At 47.2% G+C, this 21,770-nt stretch carries 16 protein-coding genes; 4 read left to right on the plus strand and 12 right to left on the minus strand.

Features of this window, described 5'->3' with window-relative positions:
- Positions 1–408: 408 nt before the first annotated feature.
- On the minus strand, positions 409–960 hold the full coding sequence (locus JMX98_RS08830; protein WP_201585987.1) for a protein disulfide oxidoreductase: 552 nt from the start codon (positions 958–960) through the stop codon (positions 409–411).
- 251 nt (positions 961–1,211) lie between these two features.
- Positions 1,212–2,849: a carbon-nitrogen hydrolase family protein gene (locus tag JMX98_RS08835; RefSeq protein ID WP_201585988.1), complete on the minus strand. Its 1,638-nt coding sequence runs from the start codon at positions 2,847–2,849 to the stop codon at positions 1,212–1,214.
- A 467-nt stretch (positions 2,850–3,316) separates the two neighbouring features.
- Here JMX98_RS08835 and JMX98_RS08840 point away from each other — a divergent pair, with 467 nt between their 5' ends.
- Positions 3,317–3,856: a BLUF domain-containing protein gene (locus JMX98_RS08840; RefSeq protein WP_227680100.1), complete on the plus strand. Its 540-nt coding sequence runs from the start codon at positions 3,317–3,319 to the stop codon at positions 3,854–3,856.
- Positions 3,857–4,177: 321 nt separating this feature from the next.
- Here JMX98_RS08840 and JMX98_RS08845 read toward each other — a convergent pair whose 3' ends face one another.
- Entirely contained in the window at positions 4,178–5,620 is a 1,443-nt protein-coding gene (locus tag JMX98_RS08845; protein WP_201585989.1) for an FAD-binding oxidoreductase, read from the minus strand.
- A gap of 320 nt (positions 5,621–5,940) precedes the next feature.
- On the opposite strand from JMX98_RS08845, the gene serA reads away from it, so the two are divergent.
- A complete protein-coding gene (gene serA, locus JMX98_RS08850) occupies positions 5,941–7,167 on the plus strand; it encodes a phosphoglycerate dehydrogenase (protein WP_105244840.1) in 1,227 nt (408 codons plus the stop codon).
- 155 nt (positions 7,168–7,322) lie between these two features.
- Here the strand turns inward: serA and JMX98_RS08855 are convergent, their stop codons facing one another.
- The 4 genes from JMX98_RS08855 to metX form a co-directional block, all read right to left on the minus strand.
- Positions 7,323–8,372 (minus strand): rhodanese-related sulfurtransferase, encoded by a 1,050-nt coding sequence (locus JMX98_RS08855; protein ID WP_201585991.1) that lies wholly within the window; start codon positions 8,370–8,372, stop codon positions 7,323–7,325.
- Between the two features lie 293 nt (positions 8,373–8,665).
- Positions 8,666–9,247, minus strand: a complete 582-nt coding sequence (locus tag JMX98_RS08860) for a tetratricopeptide repeat protein (protein WP_201585993.1) — start codon at positions 9,245–9,247, stop codon at positions 8,666–8,668.
- 391 nt (positions 9,248–9,638) lie between these two features.
- Entirely contained in the window at positions 9,639–10,256 is a 618-nt protein-coding gene (gene metW / locus JMX98_RS08865; protein WP_100748936.1) for a methionine biosynthesis protein MetW, read from the minus strand.
- On the minus strand, positions 10,253–11,566 hold the full coding sequence (gene metX, locus JMX98_RS08870) for a homoserine O-acetyltransferase MetX (RefSeq protein ID WP_201586011.1): 1,314 nt from the start codon (positions 11,564–11,566) through the stop codon (positions 10,253–10,255). Before metX ends, metW begins: the two co-directional genes overlap by 4 nt.
- Before the next feature lie 369 nt (positions 11,567–11,935).
- Here metX and hemH point away from each other — a divergent pair, with 369 nt between their 5' ends.
- Positions 11,936–12,955 carry a ferrochelatase gene (gene hemH, locus JMX98_RS08875; RefSeq protein ID WP_201585995.1) on the plus strand — a complete coding sequence of 340 codons (1,020 nt, stop codon included), beginning with the start codon at positions 11,936–11,938 and terminating at the stop codon, positions 12,953–12,955.
- Between the two features lie 103 nt (positions 12,956–13,058).
- Here the strand turns inward: hemH and JMX98_RS08880 are convergent, their stop codons facing one another.
- The gene (locus JMX98_RS08880; RefSeq protein WP_201585997.1) at positions 13,059–13,376 is read right to left on the minus strand and encodes a hypothetical protein; all 318 of its coding nucleotides are present in this window, start codon (positions 13,374–13,376) and stop codon (positions 13,059–13,061) included.
- A 273-nt stretch (positions 13,377–13,649) separates the two neighbouring features.
- On the opposite strand from JMX98_RS08880, the gene JMX98_RS08885 reads away from it, so the two are divergent.
- Positions 13,650–14,939 (plus strand): right-handed parallel beta-helix repeat-containing protein, encoded by a 1,290-nt coding sequence (locus tag JMX98_RS08885; RefSeq protein WP_201585999.1) that lies wholly within the window; start codon positions 13,650–13,652, stop codon positions 14,937–14,939.
- A gap of 43 nt (positions 14,940–14,982) precedes the next feature.
- Here JMX98_RS08885 and JMX98_RS08890 read toward each other — a convergent pair whose 3' ends face one another.
- The 4 genes from JMX98_RS08890 to polA form a co-directional block, all read right to left on the minus strand.
- Positions 14,983–15,771, minus strand: coding sequence for an SDR family NAD(P)-dependent oxidoreductase (locus JMX98_RS08890; protein ID WP_201586001.1), 789 nt, complete (start codon positions 15,769–15,771; stop codon positions 14,983–14,985).
- Between the two features lie 205 nt (positions 15,772–15,976).
- Complete coding sequence (locus tag JMX98_RS08895) at positions 15,977–16,519, minus strand: hypothetical protein (RefSeq protein ID WP_201586003.1); 543 nt, start codon at positions 16,517–16,519, stop codon at positions 15,977–15,979.
- Positions 16,520–16,780: 261 nt separating this feature from the next.
- Entirely contained in the window at positions 16,781–17,947 is a 1,167-nt protein-coding gene (locus tag JMX98_RS08900) for a hypothetical protein (RefSeq protein ID WP_201586005.1), read from the minus strand.
- Between the two features lie 477 nt (positions 17,948–18,424).
- The gene (gene polA / locus JMX98_RS08905) at positions 18,425–21,379 is read right to left on the minus strand and encodes a DNA polymerase I (RefSeq protein ID WP_201586006.1); all 2,955 of its coding nucleotides are present in this window, start codon (positions 21,377–21,379) and stop codon (positions 18,425–18,427) included.
- Between the last annotated feature and the right edge of the window lie 391 nt (positions 21,380–21,770).

Genomic DNA, 21,770 nt, shown 5'->3' on the forward strand with positions numbered 1-21,770 from the left:
AAGGTATCTTATAAAATGATGGTTAGAAGTGGGAGAAAGAGCCGAGTACATGCTGATCTAAAATAGCGTGCGGATGTTACGTGAACGCTACGCTTACTGTGTCACTATTAATACTGGTATTTGGCTGCGGCGCTAGTTAGTAATATAGCGGCTTCCAACTACAATCACTTTATGTCGTCACAAGCAGATAAAAGCGTCTGCCTACATCATAAATACTAATGAGATGATTGCAATGCCATATACCGATATCAAAATAATAAGAAAGGTGGCGATAATAATGACAGCTATTATATGACAAAACCAGTGGGGTAAAAAGAGCTGGCCGGTATCGTCCTGTTTTTAGCCAAAACCAATAGTTTATACCATCAAACCAAAACTAAAAAAGGACAAGGCTAAAAAAAACAAGAACTAAAAAACCGATGACAGCCATAAGCGTAGTTTTAGTGACCACAATGGCTGGATGCCCGTTAGACCTTGCGCCATTTCACCCTCTTTTAAGATGACATAAGAGGGCGTTACTTGTCCTTGCCAGTCAGCAAATATCTCGCCTTCTTGATCGTTGATGGTGGTAAAGCGGTAGTTGTGTTCGCTCAGGTAGCTATGCAGCGTTTGATCAGAGCCTGACTGGATCGCAATAGTCACCACCGGGTAGTCATTGGCCGCCGCGAGCGTGTCTATGGTCGGCGAGGTCATACGGCAAACAGGGCACCACGTTCCCCAAAAGTACACCAGCGCGGGCTTATCGTTACTGAGCGCCGCCAAGTCAATGCTTTGTCCTTGGTAATCGGTGAGCTGCAATTGCGGGTTGGCAGGCATAACTGGCTGACGCCACCAATTAACCGCGGTATAAACGACGGCAAACATCAAGCCATATATCAGTATCGTCTTGATAAGCGACAGCGCTTTTTGCTGTGGCGTCTTTTTAGGCTTTGCCGCTGTGGTATCAGTATCAGTTGTCATAAGGGCTGCTTTTTATGCTTGTCATGGTATCAAAAAGTGTCTGGTCGCTGTTTATTATCGCGTGTGCTAGGCTATGTCCTCATTTTTATCACCATTTTTAAAATGAGGACATGCCCTAGATAAAAATAAACGGCTGAATGCTCAGCCGTATGATTCCTAAATGCTTTAAAACACCAATTCTTTAGAACACTGTCAAAATATCGTCCATCGCTATTGCTGTACCGATTTTATGTCGGAGTGACGATAAGCGCTTAAGGTTTTTGTGCGCGGTCTTGTAGTGGGTCGCCGGTCAGCACGCTGCCTGTGTTTTCTCGGCGCTCGCTTGTGCTGAGCTTACTGGCTGGTACTTTCGACTTTTTCTTCCATTTTAAGCTAAACAAGTCATCGCGGCGGTCAATCAAGTTATGTACCGAGCCTTCGTGACGAACGTGAGTCAGCTTGTCTAAGTTCACGTCTGAGAAGAATACCATCTCCGTATTGGGCGTGGTCTCTGCCATGATGGCATCATGTGGGAATGCAAAATCTGACGGTGAAAAAATAGACGACTGTGCGTACTGAATATCCAAGCTTTCGACTTGTGGCAAGTTACCTACCGAGCCGCAGATCATGACATAGCATTCGTTTTCAATGGCACGTGCTTGAGCACAATGGCGTACACGCAAATAGCCGTTTTTGGTATCTGTCCAGAAAGGCACGAACAAAATATCCATATCATCGAGTGCCATGAGACGCGCAAGCTCTGGGAACTCAACGTCATAACAGACCAAAATACCAATACGCCCCGCATCGGTGTCAAAGACTTTTACCTCGTCACCGCCTTCGATGACCCACGCGCTACGCTCGTGTGGGGTGATATGAATTTTGCGCTGCTCCTCAACAGTGCCATCACGGCGACATAAGTAACTGACGTTATAGAGGGTATCGTTTTCATCGAGTAGCGGCATAGAGCCGGTAATGACGTTGACGTTATAGCTGACGGCTAAATGCGAGATTTCATTCTTAAACCATTCGGTATAATCTGCCAAAAAGCGAATGGCGATGTTTTGGTCAGTAGACTCGCACAAGCCCATCAGCGGCGCGTTAAAGAACTCAGGTAGACAAGCAAAGTCAGAGTTATAATCGGCCATCACATCGACAAAAAACTCCACTTGCTGTAGTAGCTCTTCAGGCGAGTCAACTTCACGCATTTGCCACTGAATACCGCCGATACGCACCTCTGACTTGCGGGTGCTGGGCTTGTATTCTTGTGGTTCATAATAGATATTGGCCCACTCAAGTAGCGTAGCAAAGCCCTTGGACTGGGCATCATCTGGTAAGTACGCGGTCAAAATACGCTTGACGATAAAGCCATTGGACAGCTGAAATGATAGCGCAGGGTCGTGAATCTCACGAGACTCGACAGCATCGATATACTCGCCAGGGGTCAGGTCTTGGTGGTTGTGATAATTGGGAATACGGCCACCGGCCAAAATCGCGCGAAAGTTAAGCTGACGGCATAGCTCTTTGCGCGCATCATACAGCCGGCGTCCGAGGCGATACCCGCGATAGTCAGGGTCGATCAGCGCGTCCAAACCATAAATTGCATCGCCTTTTGGATTGTCTTTGATGATCTCTTTTTGTCCGATCAAATCGTCATAGGTATGCGGGTTAGAAAACTTGGCATAGTCAACGCGCATCGACAGCACGATGCCGATCAGCTGATCATGGTCAAACAGCGCAATCTGCCCTTCAGGAAAGGCGTCTATGAGCGTATGAATGGTGTTTTTTGACCATGCGCCGCCTAGGTTGGCGTAGACGCGATCCATCAAGGCTTTTAACTGGGGGTAGTCTTTTTTCTTAATTTCGGCAATCGTCAAATGAAAGTCGTCTGTTTTTTCAATCTTGCTCATAAGGTTCCTATCTGCTGTTTTTATAAAAACTTTTCGTGTAACAAAAGCAATAAAAATATTTCCATATAGAGAATATTGTCGTTACAATCGTTTATTGCCATGTTTACAATGGGTTAGAATGATATAGTCCATCTGATATAAAAATGATACAACGCTTCATTGAGCGACTAATATCCATATATCTGATTTATTTGGATGCGATTATACTCTTTCATCTGCCCTGCTGAATTTGTCAGTAGTGTTGTAGATATCGCGGTGCGTTTTTATCGTCATAAAGGCTATATTGCTGGTTATGATAGCAAGTCACATGGGCAATGACAGTCTAACGTGGTAACTATTTGCTACGTTTTTGTGAGCCGGCTTTGATGTCAGTGATGTGCACTCAACTATTCTTATCACTCAAGCAGCGTCTTGTTTGGCTTATTTGCTTCGGCTATCGGCACAAGTGCCCCTTTAGGATTTTTATTATGCCCATCACTCATACCACTGCATTTAGCCAACTAGATAACATAGCAGATGATGCGTTGGTACAGTTGGTGTATGTCAGTAGTCTGACGCTGCGCTCGCGCTTAAGTGCTTCGATATTTGATGAAGTAGAGGGCCATGCGAAAGATTTTAATGAGCAGCATGGTATCACCGGTACGCTTTGTTATGGCAACGGCCATTTTTTGCAATGTATTGAAGGCGAGAAGGCCGAAGTGGCGGCGTTGACGCAGCGTATTTTTGCCGATGAGCGCCACAAACATCTCGAGGTGCTGCTGTTAGGGCAGGTAAGTGGCCGCCGCTTTGCTGACTGGCGCATGCGTTTGCTTTTTTTGGAGCGCTGGCTTTGGTCGCCTGCCACCAAGCAGCAGGCGGCGCAGTTGTCACCGTATCTGCCATTTGCGCCGCATGGCTGGTCGCCTGAGCGTACCGAACAGTTTTTGCAAATTATCAAAACCTTTGACACCCCGCCACATATCAAAGCCGCTGGTATTACTTACCCGAATCTCAACTCTTTTCCTTAACCCATTGATTATAGAAAACTTAAGAATTTATCTTATCAGTTCGAATCTTCCTAATCCTTAATTTTTCGATAAGTTATAGAGAGTTGAGAGTGGGGTATTACTTATAATGCGCTGGGCAATATGGTGCGTCATATCGCCGCTCCGCATCAAGCGTTTTTAGTGGTGCAAGGGTTTTTAAGTGTGCTATTAATCGTTGGTTTGGTGCTGTTATATTTATAAGCGGTGCTATTGTGCGAAAAGATAATAGAAAAATGACGCTAAACCCTGAGGTTTAGCGTCATTTTTTATGGTTATAGATGGGTTGTTTTGATAAAAAACTTCTTACACATCAAAGACCTTGCCACGATTCATAATATTATTGGGATCAAACACCTTCTTAATCTCACGTAAATATGCAATCTCAGTCTCACTGCGGCTATAGTGTAGATACGGTTTTTTCGTCATACCCACCCCATGCTCTGCCGACACCGAGCCGCCATATTTTTGTACCGTTTCAAACACGTATTTATTGACAATTTGACACTCACTAAAGAAATTATCTTTGCTCATGTTTTCAGGCTTTAGAATATTGAGATGCAAATTGCCATCGCCGATATGACCAAACCAGCACACCTCAAAGTCTGGATAGTTGCTGGCGACGATATGATCAATCTCAGCGATAAACTCCGGTACATAGCTGATGAGTACCGACACATCGTTCTTATAAGGGGTAAAGACTGAGATAGTCTCAGAGATATATTCACGTAGCTTCCACAGCTCTGCCGCTTGCGCAAGACTTTGGCTCATTACACCATCGACGACCCAGCCTTCACTCATACAATGCTCAAAGATGGCCATGGCTTTATCCATGATAGGCTCATAGGGCGCTTCAAACTCAAGTAAGGTATAAAACTTGGTACGAGACTCAAACGGCTCTTGTACTTGACCATGGGCCATGAGTTTATCGATAGCGACGTCATCAAAGAATTCAAAGGCGGTCAGATCAATCTGCGCTTGAAAGGCGGATAACACCTTCATGACATCATTAAAGCTGTCCATGCCCAGTACCATGACGTTTAAGTCTTGTGGCTGACGCTCAAGCTTGATTTGGGCATGGGTGACAAAACCTAGGGTGCCTTCACTACCGATAAACAGCTGACGCAAGTCGTAGCCGGTGGCGTTTTTTATCATGCCGCGGTTGAGTTGCAAGATGTCGCCTTTACCGGTGACGACGGTGAGCCCCATGATCCATTGACGGGTCATGCCATAGCGGATGACCTTGATGCCGCCGGCGTTGGTGCCGATGTTGCCCCCGATTTGACTGGAGCCTGCTGAGGCAAAGTCGACAGGGTAGTATAGGTCTTTTGACTCTGCAAACTGTTGCAGCTGTTCGGTGATGACGCCGGCTTCAATCTCGACCATACGATCGGCAGAATAAAAGGTGCCGATTTGGTTCATTTTGTCCATGCTGACGACGATTTCGCCATTGGCGGCAACGGCACCTGCCGACAGACCAGTACGACCACCGCTTGGCGTCAAGACGACGTTATGCTCATTGGCTAATAATACAATCGCTTGCACTTGTTCGGTGGTCTTTGGAAAGACGATAGCAGAGGCGGCTGGGGCGAAGTGTTTGGTCCAGTCTTTGCCCCAATACTCAAGGCTTTCAGGGTCGGTTTTGATTTGGGCTGGGTCAAACTGATGGCTTGCAAGCAAACAGTCTAAAAGGCTTTGGACGGCGGCGGTACTAGGGTTAGACGGGCTTTGGCTAGATAAAGAAGTCATGGTCAACTCTCGGTATAAACGGTAAGTACTATGCATAAAGGGGATTATTATATCGCTAAATGGATATAACGCGGCAGTTATAAGTATGTTTATATAAGGGGAGGTCGCCCTCAAAAAAAACAGTTCAACCCAGTTTGGCAGCGTGTCGCTACCAGCGTTTACTATAGCATAAATAGTTTTCAGGCTAGATAATCAATAATTCATCTAATCTGCTAACATCGAGACGGAATTTTGTGTAAGATATCTGAACTGTTTTCGTTTCACCCATCATAGATTATCGAGCAGATAATCTTATAAGACAATCATAGGACAGTTCTCATATGGCGTTATCATTAGAAAAAGACAAAATTCGTTTTTTATTGCTTGAAGGTCTGCACGACAATGCCCTAAAAGTATTAAAAGACGCGGGCTACCACAACATCGAAAATATCAGTCACGCCTTAGATCAAGATGAGCTGATCGAAAAAATCAAAGATGCGCATTTTATCGGTATTCGCTCGCGTACGCAGCTGACACGTGAAGTGTTGGAGCATGCGCACAAGCTCATCGGTATCGGCTGTTTTTGTATCGGTACCAACCAAGTCGATCTAGACGCGGCTCGCGACCTAGGTATCCCCGTCTTTAACGCGCCATACTCGAACACCCGCTCGGTGGCTGAGCTGGTATTGGCAGAAGCCATCATGCTATATCGCGGCATTCCAGAAAAAAACGCCACCGTTCATCGCGGCGGCTGGGGTAAATCTGCCACCAACTCGCATGAAGTACGCGGCAAAACCATCGGTATCGTCGGTTATGGCTCTATCGGCTCACAGTTGTCTGTACTGGCCGAAAGCTTTGGTATGAAAGTCATCTATCATGATGTCGTGACCAAATTGCCATTGGGCAACGCAGTACAAGTGGGTAGCCTAGAAGAGCTGCTATCGACCGCTGATATCGTCACCTTGCATGTGCCTGACGTCCCAAGCACCCGCTATATGATGAAAGCTGAGCAGTTTGCACACATGAAAGACGGCAGCTACTTTATCAACGCCGCTCGTGGTACTTGCGTAGAGATTGATGACTTGGCGGCTGCGCTTGAGTCTGGTAAGCTTTTGGGCGCTGCGATTGATGTGTTTCCAAAAGAGCCAAAATCAGCGGACGAAGAGTTTGAATCACCACTACGTAAGTTTGACAATGTGATCTTGACACCGCATATCGGTGGCTCAACCCAAGAAGCACAGGCCAATATCGGTCTTGAAGTGGCTGATAAGTTTGTCAGATACTCAGATCAAGGTGATACGGCGACCGCGGTGAACTTCCCAGAGGTTTCTATACCGTTTAAAGAAGGCTCACATCGTCTGCTACATATCCATAAAAACGTGCCAGGCGTACTGTCACAGATCAACCGTCTGTTCGCCGAGGCGCATATTAACATCTTGGCGCAGAGCCTGATGACAGAAGGCGATGTTGGCTATCTCGTGATGGATGTGGATTATAACGATTCAACCGCCGCGCTTGATCAACTAAAAGACGTTGAAGAAACCATTCGCGTGCGTATCTTGTTCTAAAATTAACCGTGATCGTTTAGGGCGTGTTGAACCTTCAACACGCCCTAATGTTACAACTGATACAAAAAAAGAGATGCGCTATGAATAGGGCATCTCTTTTTTATGGCTAATCGTTTAAACGTCTAACATTGAAAGCAGAGTATGGTGTTAACGGATTAAGCTTTGGCTTTATTGGCCGCTTCTGCTTGTTGGCGCGCTTCCATTTTAGCCGCTTTACGCTTTTCGATAATGTCCATCACATCGCTACCAATATGCGCTTCACCACGTTTTTTGGCCAGCTGCATTTGATGCTCGCGCTCACGGAATCGAGCCTTTTGTTCCTCAGTCGCTTTGTCGATACAATGCGGGCACGACTCACCTTTGATATAGGCGGCGCTTTGCATGTCCTCGGCTGTAATCGGCATACGACAAGCAAAGCACTGCTCGTAGTTGCCTTTTTCTAAGTTGTGATTGACTGACACACGGTTGTCAAAGACAAAGCAGTCGCCTTGCCACATAGAGTCACTGGCAGGGATTTCTTCTAGGTATTTTAAGATACCGCCTTCTAAATGATAGACCTCCTCAAAGCCTTGCTCGCGCATATAGGCCGTGGACTTCTCACAGCGAATACCGCCGGTACAAAACATTGCCACTTTTTTGTGTTTGGTTGGGTCGAGCTCTTTTGCCACATATTCTGGAAACTCACGGAAGGTTTCGGTGTGTGGGTTGACGGCGTTTTGAAAGGTGCCAATCTGTACTTCGTAGTCGTTGCGGGTGTCGATTAGGAGCACGTCAGGATCAGAGATCAGCGCATTCCATTCACTCGGCTTGACGTAGCGGCCGACAGATTGCAGTGGATCGATATCTTCTACGCCCATGGTGACGATTTCTTTTTTGAGCTTGACCTTGGTACGATAAAAAGGCTGGACGTCGGTATAAGACTCTTTAAACTCAAAACGACCAATCGCTTCAATGCTACGCAAATAATCAAGGACTGTATCGATACCTTGGCGGCTACCAGAAATCGTACCGTTGATGCCTTCATTGGCCAGCAATAAAGTGCCTTTGACGTCATTGTCCAGCATGGTGTTTAAGATCGGCTCACGGTACTGCGCAAAGTCAGCAAAGCGTGTGAATTTATAAAGTGCGGCGACGACGATATTGTTGGTTTCGCTGTCGTATTCGGTGGCGTGTTGCTGATTATTTGTGCGGTTGTCAGTGGTCATATAAGTCTCCTGCTGGCTGAGTCGTAAACCCAGTGCAATAGTGATAAAAAAAGTGATAAAAAAGGGTAGATAAGCAAATAACACTAGCGCAATTGTGGAATTGGCTGGTGCGCGCGTAGTGTAGCAAATTTTGCTGATGTTTTGAAGATTTTGTAAGAAGGGCTGTGTTGTGATTGATACGATTTTAAGGAGAGTTATCTGTCTCTGAAACGGCTCGATAGTCGCTCTAAAAAGAATAAAAAATCCAGCGCATCGGCTGGATTTTAATCGCTGAGAGAGAGTCGGTATAAAAGCTATTTGCTTTGGAACCAACGATCCGCTTGGCTACGAGCATTGGCGATGTCTGAGCTGGATAGGTTCAACGCCAGCTGACCGATTTTGCCACGGGCTTTGTTGCGTACTTTTTCATCGAGCATACCGTCACGGGCAGCCAAGTCATACCACTTATAAGCATCGACCAGATTTTTTTGTTTTTCGTCCAAGAGGGCAAGGGTATAGCTTGCACGGTTGTCGCCACGCATGGCCGCTTTTTCTAACCAGTGGCGTGCTTGCTGAAGATTGGGCTTCACGCCTTCGCCGCGTAAGTACATGATCGCAAGGTTCAATTGCGCAGGAGCAACGCCTTGCTGCGCGGCTTTGGTATACCACTGAATGGCTTGCTGAGTGTTTTGTGCCACGCCTTCGCCTTTTTGTAGGCGCTTGGCTAAGTAAAACTGCGCATGGTCACTCCCTTGCGCCGCACGGTTGGACAGCTCACTGACAGGCATTAGCTCAAAACGTGAGGTATCAAGCGGTACGTTTGATATTAACTCAGCATTGGCAAGACCTGCGCAAGAAAATAAGGCAGTAAACAACGCAGCTTTTAATAGTTTCATAGCAGCTCCAAAATTAGGCAGTTAATAAGCAAAAAAATTGTACCGCTAAAGTATCTTAGGCGGCGCTAATGGTAAGGGAGCGTCGTATCAATGACGTGTTATCCAAACGTCCCAAACCATCCATTAAGTATAGTGAGCCCTTTACCTGAATATCTTGCTCAGCAGTTGCTGTCAAGTCAAACAGACGAACGGTGCAAATACGGGTGTCAGTGACATTATTTTGCTAGCTTAACACCCACACTTACGAAACTCAAATACTAATTACAAGAAGTCATGGCCGATTATACCTGAGTGTCTTCAATAAAATCATAGAGTTACTTGCGCGTAAGAATAAATCAATTATTTTATAAAAATCAGACAAGGAGGATTAGGGCCGTTTGGTTTTTAAATATTATGCAGGCTTCCGTTTGGTGACGCGATAAATAGCGACATCTGCCAAGAGGTTGGGTGCTTGACGGATTAAAGATGTCATCAGCGGTGAATGGCCTTTTTCTGAGTCGCTAACAGCAAAGCGGTTGATAATATGAATATCATGCTCAGCACACAGCTGCTCAAAGTCTTTAAAGGTACACAAATGAATGTTTGGGGTGTTGTACCACTCATAAGGCAGGGCTTCTGAGACGGGCATCAGGCCTTTTAGTCCAAGGTGAATACGGTTTTGCCAATGGGCAAAGTTGGGAAAGGTGATGACCGCTTCACGGGCCACGCGTAGCATATCGAGCAGCAAAACGTCGGGGGCTTTGACCGCTTGGAGCGCCCGTGCCATGACGACGGTGTCAAAGCTGTCGTCAGCAAAGCGCGCCAGCCCATCGTTGAGATCTTGCTCGACGATAGAGAGACCCTTGCTGATGGCTTCATTGATTTTGTCTTCATCAATCTCTAGGCCATAACCCGTCACGCCCAGTTTTTGCTGCAAGTGCGCGAGCAGCTCACCATTACCACAGCCCAAGTCCAGTACATGCGATTGCGGCGCGATCCAGCGCTCAGCCAACTGATGGTCCATTCTCATGAGCGTTCTCCTGTGCCGGCCATGTTAGTGGTCATAAAAGGGGCGGTCAAAAAGCCTTTGATCGCGCCCATATAACGGGGGATATCAAACAAAAACGAATCATGACCATGTGGGGCGTCGACATTGATATAGCTGACCGGCTTGCCTGTGGCCATCAGGGCATCCACGATTTCTTGTGAGCGCTCAGGGGCAAAGCGCCAATCAGTGGTAAACGACACCACCAGATATTGGCACTTGGTATGGGCAAGGGCGGATTTTAAGGCGCTCAGCTCAAGCTGGCTGTCGTTATCTTCGCTGTGCTCAGCAGTATGGTCGCTACCTGTGTGCTCGTTATTGATGCTGGTAGCCAGACTATCATCGATGGCTGTGTCGTCGGCAGTATTCGCATAATTGGCATAGTCGCGCGTAGGATCAAAGTAATCTAAAGCTTTGGTCATGAGCAAGTAGGTATTGGCATCGAAGTTTTTGCTAAAGCGCTCGCCTTGATAGCGCAGATAGCTCTCTACTTGGAACTCGACATCATAGCCGTACATAAACTTGCCCGATTTTAGATCGCGGCCAAACTTGGCCTTCATCGCGTCATCGGTCAAGTAGGTGATATGGCCGACCATACGTGCCAATATCAGTCCGCGGCGAGGATAAGTGCCGGCTTGTATATAGCGGCCGTCTTTGAAGTCTGGGTCAGAGAGAATAGACTGACGAGCGACTTCGTTAAAGGCGATGTTTTGTGCCGATAGCTTGGGCGTGCTGGCAATAATGACGCAGCGTTTTAGCCTGTCTGGATAGTCGACCGACCATTGCAGCGCTTGCATACCGCCCATAGAGCCGCCGACGATGGCATGCCAGACATCGATGCCTAAGCGGTCTGAGAGCAGCGCTTGGGTTTTGACCCAGTCTTTGATGGTGATCAGCGGAAAGTCAGGGCCATAGACTTGTGGCTCGCTGCCATCAGCTTGATCGAGGGTATCAGGGTTGATGGTGGTGGGTCCTGTCGAGCCAAAGCAGCTGCCGATATTATTGACGCACACCACATAAAACTGATTGGTGTCGATGGCTTTGTTGGGTCCGATCATATTGTCCCACCAGCCCGCTTTTTTGTCATCATGGCTATAATACCCTGCTGCATGATGGCTGCCAGACAAGGCATGGCAAATCAAAATAGCATTTGATTTGTCTTGATTGAGCGTGCCGTAAGTCTCTACCATCAAATCAAAAGACGGCAAGGTGCGATTGCACTCAAGGGTAAGCGGCTCGGCAAAATGGATTTTTGCGGGCGTGACGATTCCGACTGAGCCTGCCTGATTGGCCAAGCCTTGTGGGTCGAGTGTATCTGTTGGGAGTTGGTCACTGGTACTATCAGAGCGTGCGTTCAAAGCTACCTCGCAAGACAACAATCATCTATAAATAAGCGTCAATTAAGCGTCAGTAAAATCACCAGCCACACAAGCAAAATAGCATGCATGTTCTTATACGGTTTTGGTGATGGTTGGCTCTATTGTATGGCGATGGGCGTAGGAGTACAACCTCCGTACGCAGTCTTTATTTGACCTGCGTAGCAAATTGTATAAAGACGGCCTTTACCATGCGTTTTTTGGCGATAAAATGCTACACTAATCAGATGCTCAATGAATAATGCCTTCACAATCCTTTTTATCACTTATGAATCACACACGACTTTTATGAAACCTAAACTGCCGCCACGTATAGCCGTCTTATTGGTCAACCTTGGGACACCTGATGAGCCGACAGCGCCTGCTGTCCGTCGTTATCTCAAACAGTTTTTATCAGACCCTCGGGTGATTGAAATCCCTAAGTTTTTGTGGGCAATCATTCTTAACTTGTTTGTCCTGCCTAGTCGGCCGAAGCGCGTCGCAAAAGCTTATGCCAGTATCTGGGAGGGCGACTCGCCGATCCGCAAGATATTAAACGGCCAAGTGGCATTATTAGAGCCGCGTCTAGCCGACAGCGCAGCGCCGTTTCGTGTGTCGGTACATGCGGCGATGAGCTATGGCAATCCTGGTCTGCCTGAGGTGATGGACAATCTACGCGATGAGGGCGTGGATCACTTTGTCATCTTGCCATTGTTTCCGCAGTATTCCGCCACCTCAGGCGGCGCTGTCTATGATGCGCTGACCAAATGGACGCTGACGCAGCGCAATTTGCCCAACTATACCATTGTAAAGGACTACTTTGCCCATCCACTGTATATTCAGGCACTAGCAGACTCGATTCGTCGCTTTCAGGCAGAGCATGGCAAACCTGACAAGCTGATGTTTAGTTTTCACGGTATCCCGCAGCCGTATGCGGACAAGGGAGATCCGTATCCAAAGCGCTGTAAGTGTACTGCCGCCCAAGTGGCACATGCGCTAGGTCTAAGAGATGATGAATGGATCATCAGCTTTCAGTCGCGTTTTGGCAAACAAGAATGGGTCAAGCCATATACCGATGTGGTACTAGAAGAGTGGGGTCAGTCTGGCGTGCGCTCGGTGCAGGTCATCAGTCCTGCATTTTCTGCCGATTGTCTGGAGACGCTAGAAGAGCTGGCGATTGAAAACCGTGATAATTTCCTCAATGCTGGTGGGCAAGAGTATCATTATATACCTGCACTTAACCTTGATGAGGCGCACATTGATTTGCTCGAAGCGCTTAGCAAACCATTGGTCAAAGGCTGGGCGGGCACGCTTGATGGTTGGGCGTAGTTAAGTTTTTTGATCTTCATGAATGATAAAAACACCGGACATGATGTTCGGTGTTTTTTTTACCAGTGTTTGACGTCATTGATGCTGTGCTGAGCAGATAGGATTAGAAGTTATCGTCGTTACTGCGCCCAGCAGCATCGGTATCAGCGATATCGACGATGTCTGGATAATCCTTGTCATCCAGATTGTCCTCTACCAATACCTCATCGACACGGGCTTCATCGATATTTTGGTGATGCATCGGTGTGAGGCCTTGCGTGGCCTCGCTGCCTGCTTGTGAGTTGTCAAACCCTGCGCTATTGTCAATGACGTCATCGTCATCAATCGTATGCAGCATTGGATTGTCTAAATCGACTCGCTGGTTGTCATCGCCATCGATACGGTCTTGCGCCTCTGGGAGCGGGGTTTTTGTCTTATCCATCTGTCATTCCTTTTATCTTATGATTGGTTTTTATCTGTATGATGAGGATTAGTGTGCCGTGTTAGCTCGAGCTCGACTAGTAGTAAGGTGTCACAGGATGTTCAAAAAATGTAAGACAACCCGCAGTGAGCGTTATTTATAGTCAGTTCAAATTAAAATTGTTATAAATATAAACGCGCTACTGGTATAAATTTTACTTGCGTGCTGTTATCACAGAGGCTGCGCAAAATTCATCTCAGCAGCGCTATGTCATTTTTAGAGTGAATTGACTATATGACCCTTGTTTCTCGCCTAAAATATGTCAACGTACTATCGATTATGGTCGGCCTGATAACCGCTATGAGCTTAAGCGCTTGTGACGATCAGCCAGTCGTCAGTCAAATGGACGTTATAAAAGAGCCGTTGGTCATGGAGGCCAAGCTACCAAGTACCGCGACCGTGATAGAGTGCGCACAGCTGACGCCCAAGCAAACTGTGACGATAAAAGGCCATCAGATCCTGAGCAAAAGCTGCGACTTAACAGGTCAATCGATACGTTTTGAGCTCAGTGACTCTCATAGCTCGCTTGACTGTCAAGGGGCGCAGCTTAGCCCCAGTGCTGATGATTCATCAAAGGCCAGCGCTATTATGATTCAACCAAAGACGGATGCTGCTATTGAGAATATCACTGTTGCTAATTGTCATATAACAGGCTACGGCCATGCGCTGCACATTCGCCAACACAGCCATCCCAATCAGCGTTATACGCGCGGCGTTATCGACCCTACTGCCAATCGCGCGCTGGCACCGAGAGATATCCGCGTCATCAATGTCAGCAGTCAGAATAGTATTAATAGCGGCATGTTTGTTGGCGATCACGTACACGGCGTGAGCTTTGAGCGCGTGCGTATTCAAAACGCTGGCACGGTTGGGTTATATTTAGAGTTTGGTAGTCGCGACAATGTCATCAAAGACTCTGTGTTTGTCGGTAATGGTTTTCGCACGTTTAAGCCCAATCGTGAAGCCATCGCGGTGGACTCATCAAGCAACAATCGTATTGAGAATAATCAGTTTATACACAATGGCGCAGGCAGTATCTTTCTCTATCGCAACTGCTTTGAGCATGCTGATGACCCGTCGCGCAGCAATCATTTCAAACGCACTGAGTCGAGTCGCGACAACATTATTCGCGGTAATGTTTTTCAAAATGAGCCAGTGGGCGTGTGGGTAGCGTCAAGGCAATCGCGCAACCTAAAAGGGTTTGAATGCGGCGCGTATTTGGTCAAGCAAACGCTGTTTGCCAGCTATCACTTAGACAGTGCTAAAGACAATCAAATCATCAATAACCAGTTTACCCAAGTCGAGCAGGGCGTTATTGTGGAAGATGATGGCACGCTGATAAGGGATAACACGTTCGCCGCCGACGTTCGTTTGCCCATTCAGGTTGGTTCAAAAGCTCGCGAAGACACTGCCGCAGGGCCAGTCAAACATACATTGATTAACAACAATACGTTCGCTGATAAAACCATAAAGCAAGCAATTGACATTCGAGCCGCCAGCAAAACGGCCACCCAGATTGAGTAGCCGTCAGGACAATACGATAAGCTGTGGGTAAATGGGCTGCGCTTTATTTGGCACCCACTTTGGTATTTACCCAGCGGATCACAGGATCAGGCGTGACTTGTGAGAGGGTCTGAAAGACTTTGGCTGGCATGCCGACCGAGTAATGCGTACTTTTGAGTTTGCGATTGGGGCGGGTGGTCAGTTTGCACAGAGTCTTTGCCACATCATTGACAGTCAAATTGATACCCAAGCGCTCAATACTGGTGACACTAAGATCCTCTGTCATGTCTGATTTTACCCACAGCGGCATGACATCAATGACCTTGATACCAAGGCGATCATACTCGATATTTAGCCCTTCGGTAAGTCCACGGACAAAAAACTTGCTGGCAGAGTACGCTGCAACCTCGGGCTGGCCGTAAATGGCCGAGGCCGAGGAGACATTGACGATTTTACCATTGGTGCTATCCGCCAAATAAGGCGCAAGCTTATGACAGCCGATAAGCACGCCTTTACAATTAACATCGACTAAGGCCAGCTGCTCTTGCAAATCAGTCGTCGGCAAAGTGCCACTGACCAACACGCCTGCGTTATTGATTAGCGCATCGATACTGCCAAAATGATCAATCATTTGTGTGATGGCGTCGTCCCATAGCTCAGGCTGGGTGACATCTAGTTTGCCGATAATGACACGGTTTTTTTTCAGCGCTTTTTTAAAGGCTTTGTCGCCGATGGCATCCTCAAGCGTGGCAGTATTGGTCGCAAACAGGCCGACGTTGTGGCCTTTTTCTGCCAGTTTTTTTGCGGTGGCCAGACCGATACCACGTGAGGCGCCAGTGATTAAGATATTCATAATAAGTGACTCGGTGATTTGGGTGTGTCCCCATTTTTATTACCCTTGTCAAAATGAGGACACGCCCTAGCTGTAATGGATAAGTCGAGAGCAAGTGGATATCAGAGATATGTGCGCTCGGGCGTTGATCCAGTATAGCAAATCTGACGGCAAGTATTGATAGGCAGCGCGGCACAGCGGCTTTGGCCGAGGTTAGATCAGATATCTATGCTGAATGTGACACCGCGTGAGAGTGCGATAGGTCTGCGCGCGCTGAGGGACAGTCATAGTCGCTTAACGTAAAGCGCCATAGGTATATCAAGGCAATGGCATAGATGGCGGTTTCTGATAGCTCCTCGATCACCACGCCAAGGGTTTTAGGTATGCCAATCATGTTTTCGCCCATGTATTCTAGTAGTGCCAGCACCGCTACCGTCAAATATAACGATACGGGCACACGCTTTAATACTGCCAAAAGATAGTGCCATGAGTAAGCCAGTAGCCCAACAATCATCAGGTAGACGACGGTTAGTACACAATCTTCCCACCAGTCATAGGGCTGGCTTAGCAATAAAAAATCAGCTGGGATAAAAAGATCGGGTAAGTAGTTTAGCTCGCGGCGTATGACCGCAAAAAACACCAGCACTGCTGCCAACCAAAACGCTTCAGTTTTTTTGCTATGACTGCGCCGAAAATACTGTAGACAGCGTATCCAGCAAGCGAACAATATAATAATGCCAGGGACTTCGATAAGACCATCTGTAATCAAAATAAGGACTCCAGATTTTGCAATAAAAAAAGTGAGCGCTAAGGCTCACTTCCAATCACAAGTAATATAAAAACAAAGATATAAAATAGAGATACAGCGTTATTATACGCTTGATTATCCATAAATGGCATTATGAAACATAACTAATTGGTCATAAGGGATTGTTAATATTTAAAAAATAATCAACACCGTTTCACAGCTAGCAGCATGTTATTTGTCTTGTGCCGGCTGCCAAGCGAGACAGCAATGAGTTATCGCGAGCTAAAACAGTGCCTCCATGCGTAATAGTGCTGATGGGTAGTGGTCTTTGTTTTCTGTTTTGTCATTATAATAGTTTAGCTCTGTCTGCACGTAGAGCCACTCCCGCCAAATCGGCTGACGGTAGGTGATGGCTGGGCCATAGCTATTGAGCAGTGATTTGTTTTTATCAAAATAACCACTGGTCGAAATACCATAGGCCAGCTGCTTTTCTTCACCGAGCTGATGGACTTGTCTTAGATCATGGCTCCAGTCAGTGTCCTCCCTGCTATCCTGATTGCGGTAGCGCACGGTAGTACGGTTGTTAAGAAAGCGTACTGGATCAGCGCCATACCGTAAGGTGAGTCCGCCTTTGGCGTAGTGTTCGCTATCGAGGCCATAACGATAAAAGCTATCGGTGGTTACTTTTAGCTTCTCGTTTTGGTACCAGTCTCGATCGACACTGACTTTGACATACAGATCATCAAGTGAGCGTACACCGACATCGACATCTGTTTTGACGCCCAGTTGCTCTTCGATCTCATCGTTGAAGCGTGACCAGCGCAGCGCAATAGAGGCGTTATCTTCACGAGTCTTTTTACTATTAATTAATCTATCAGAGCTTTCGGTACCATCTTGATAAGCCGCTCCTGTCGCGCTTTGTCGCAAAAAATCATCATCATCCAAGTCTTCATCACCGATAATCAAGCTTAGGCGGCGCTCTAAGACTGGTAAGCGTAGACGTCCACGAACCCGAGGCTCGACGCTCACATCACTGCCTGATAGTGGGTCATTGGCCCAGCGCGTGTCTAGCACCAGTCGTAGGCTCGCGGTAGCAGGCGCTTTTGGGTCAGGCTCACCAAACCACCCGTCCATTTCGTGCGCCCATTCGTCTAGCTGCGCTTTTGCATCTTGTCGCCACTCATCGGCCCAGCCCCATTGTGCTGAGGAGTCAAAGGGCTGTGGCGCGGCAAGTGGTGTGCGCGCTTGATAGCCTAGCTGTTGATAGGTTGTGTCTGTTGTATTGACATGACCGATATGAGGACTGGATGAGGGGTGAGCGGTGTTTTGATGTTTTGCCGGTATGGCGGCGCTATGATCAGCCAACGCTGGCGTGCATAGGTTTAGCGCAGCTAAAGCGGCATAAGTCAAAGTATGACGAGTCGGTGTGGTAAGGCTTGAGAGTTTCATGATGGCAGATAGTCGCCTGTAGGCAAAATTGAAAAATAATCATGCCATATTGACCGATTTCCCAACAGTTGACAAGGCGTATGCGGTCACGCGCATCGATATGTGGTTATAGGGCGGCGATAACTATACTGACAAATAAAAGATAGCAAATAACAAATCACAAAGAGGCCAAGCAGGCCGCTCAGCCCTTTTGTGGGTCAATGGTAATAGATGCTATAGTCAATCCGACATAAAAAGAGTACAGTAGCACGCCATAACAGCTGTACTCTTTTTATTTAGAATTTATTATATATAGTAGATTCAATTTAAGAATATTATAGCGCTACTGGTATAAATTTTCCTTGCGTGCTGTATACACAGAGGCTGCGCAAAATTCATCCCAGTAGCGCTTTGGAACTTATGACAGTTTTGTTTTCAACTAACTATAGTTCATTCGATAGTATTTATCGTAGCGGGTGCGATATTTTCTTTGGGCGATTAATGTGCCTCGTCCCAATTGGCGCCGCTATCTGTTTCTACCAGTAATGGTACGGCAAAGTCGACTTGCCAGCCTTTTTCAGCCGCAGTGGTCGTTAACACATCTTGCATCGCATCGGTGATAAGCTGACTAATTTCATCGACCTTATCGCTATCAACTTCAAATACCAACTCATCATGGACTTGCAGCAGCATTTTGGCTTGATCTTTGGGCAATACCTTATCGACAGCAATCATGGCAAGCTTGATGATATCAGCGGCAGAGCCTTGTAGTGGAGCGTTGATCGCGGCTCGCTCAGCGCCTTGCTTGACCATGCGGTTGCTATGAGTGATATCGGGCGTGTAGAGCTTACGGCCCAATATCGTCTCGACATAGCCTTGCTCATAAGCGCTGGCTCGCGTGTTAATCATATAGTTTTTGACACCAGGATAGCGCTCAAAATACATGTCGATATATTCTTGCGCCTCACCGCGGCTCATCTGTAGCTGTTTGGCAAGGCCAAAGGCGCTCATGCCGTAGAGTAGACCAAAGTTAATGGCTTTGGCATTGCGGCGCTCGGTCGCAGTTACCTCAGAGACTTCTTTACCTAGCACTTCTGCTGCGGTGGCTGCGTGAATATCCAGACCTTCGTTAAAGGCTTGCGTCAAGTTTTTGTCGCCTGAGAAATGCGCCATCAGACGCAGCTCAATCTGTGAGTAATCCGCTGCCAAGATAACGCGACCTGCTGGCGCGATAAAGGCTTGGCGAATCAAGCGGCCGGTGGCGGTGCGAATTGGGATGTTTTGTAAGTTAGGATCCGTCGATGAGAGTCGTCCGGTACTGGTCAATGCCTGATGATAGCTGGTATGTACGCGGTCGCTTTTGGCGTCTGCCACATTGGCCAGCGCATCGGTGTAGGTGCTTTTAAGCTTAGACAATCCGCGATACTCAAGGACAATCTCGACCAATGGGTGATCAATCTTTGACAGTATCGCTTCGCCAGTCGAGTATTGGCCTGACTTGGTTTTTTTGCCGCCAGGGATGCCCAGCTTATCAAACAGCATCTCACCCAGCTGCTTTGGCGAGCCAAGGTTAAATTCTTCTCCAGCAATTTCATAAGCGCGTTTTTCGAGCGCGATGATTTCTTCATCAAACCGCTCTGATAGCTCATTTAAAAACGAGCGCTTGATTAAGATACCGTTTGCTTCCATTTGGCACAGTATCTCGGCCGTTGGAATCTCTAACTCGTGCAGCAGTTTGGCATTATTTTCGTCATCAGACAGTTTTTTATGAAAAATATCAAACAGCTGATAAGTGATATCGGCATCTTCACAAGCATAGTCGCTGGCGATATCGATGGCCACCTGATCAAAGGTGACTTGTTTTGCGCCTTTACCCGCGACATCTTCAAAGCTAATCGTTTGCGTCTGCAGATAGTGGCGTGCCAGATCATCCATACCGTGGCGAGTGATGGCGGCATTGATGACGTAGCTTGCCAGCATGGTATCCATCGTCCAGTTGTTGGGGCTGGCGTGAATCGCGCCGATCAAGTCGATATCATAATGACTTAACACATGAGCGTCGTATTTGAGGTGCTGGCCGATTTTACCGATATTTGGGTTTTCTAAGATAGGCTTTAAACGCGCCAATACCGTATCGCGATCCAGCTGCTTGGCGGTCAGCTCATCCCCTTCTAAACGATGAGTTAGCGGTACATAGTAGGCTTCGTGCGCTTGCAGTGCAAAAGATAGGCCGACGATTTCGGCTTGTCGCCAATAGACGCTGGTGGTCTCGGTATCGATGACGAAGTGCGGCGCGGCTTCTAGTCGTTTGACCAAGCTATCAAAAGCAGGTGCGTCTAAAATCGTATGCCATGCGCTATCGCGACTTTTGCTATCGGTGATATTGTCGATAGCGCTTGACTGTAAGGATTTAGCGATTTGCGCTTGTGATTCACTATCGGCCTGAGCGTGCGCCACGCTTTGTGAGCCATTGGCAGGGTGGTTTGGATGATCAAGCGAGGCCAGCTCGTTTCGAAACTCAAGCTCTGTGTACAGAGCGCGTAACTCATCGATATGGGCGCACGGGTCGGTATTGATTTTTAGATCGGTCCAGTCTTGGCCAATCTCTAAATCGGTGACGATAGTGGCCAACTGCGCGTTGAACGGAATATCATCGGCATACTCGACCAGATTTTTGCTAGCACGGCCTTTGATATCGGCGACATTGGCCAGCATGGCCTCGATATTACCGTATTTATTGAGTAAATCTTTGGCGGTTTTTTTGCCGATGCCCGGTACGCCTTTGATGCCATCTGATGAGTCGCCCATCAACGTCAAAAAATCGATCATCTGATGCGGCTCAATCCCGAATTTTTCGACCACGCCTGCGCCATCAGTAATTTTGCCCGTAAAACTGTCTTCTAGTATCACGCAGTCATTAATCAGCTGCATCATGTCTTTGTCACCTGTCGAAATGACCACGTGATGACCTTCAGCGACGGCGCGATAGGCCAGCGTACCGATGATGTCGTCGGCTTCTGCGCCCTCGATACGCAGTAGTGGAATCCCAAGCGCGGCAACCAAGCGATGAATATACGGAATCTGCTCAGCCAGCTCTACATCCATTTTGGGGCGATTGGCTTTGTACTCTTCAGACATCGCATGGCGAAAGGTCGGTGATTTGGTATCAAAACACACCGCCATATGGGTGGGGTGATAGCGGCGCATCAGTTTTAATAGCGCATTTAACGTACCGCGTATGGCATTGGTGATGAGGCCTTGCGAGTTTTGCATGGTTTTTGGCAAGGCATGATAAGTACGAAACAGGTAGTAAGAGCCGTCGACCAAGATAAAAGGTGGTTGCTCTTTATCCACATGACTGGTGTCCATCGTTGCGACGTTGGGCATACAGGCAAAGTTTGGCAAGGTGTTTGGATTGATGGGCGAGTGGGAGTTGTGGTCGTTGTCAGTCATAGAGGGTCACTTATCAAGTATTTGGCAGCAGGTATTGGATAATAAAATATGGGATAAAAACAAGCATTAGGTAAAAAGATACCCTCATTATAACGATAAAATACCTTCTTGCCGAATGAATGACAAACGAATAAGACGAGCCAATAAAAGTCGCGATGTGTACAAGATGCGTACAAACAAAAGTGCCAGAGAATAAAAAAGAACCCAGACTCGCTGCGTTCTTTTTATGCTTCGTGACACTATAGTAGCCGAGAACTTATTGAACGAGAGTTTCCCAAACTTTGTGTAACTGCTTATAATCCACTAACCGGAGAATAAGCAATGACTAAGCAAACCGACCTTAAAAAACTTGCCCAGCAAATGGCTAGCAGCATGAAAAGCTTTGATGACA

Source organism: Psychrobacter sp. HII-4, assembly GCF_904846595.1.
In the GTDB taxonomy this organism is placed as follows: domain Bacteria; phylum Pseudomonadota; class Gammaproteobacteria; order Pseudomonadales; family Moraxellaceae; genus Psychrobacter; species Psychrobacter celer.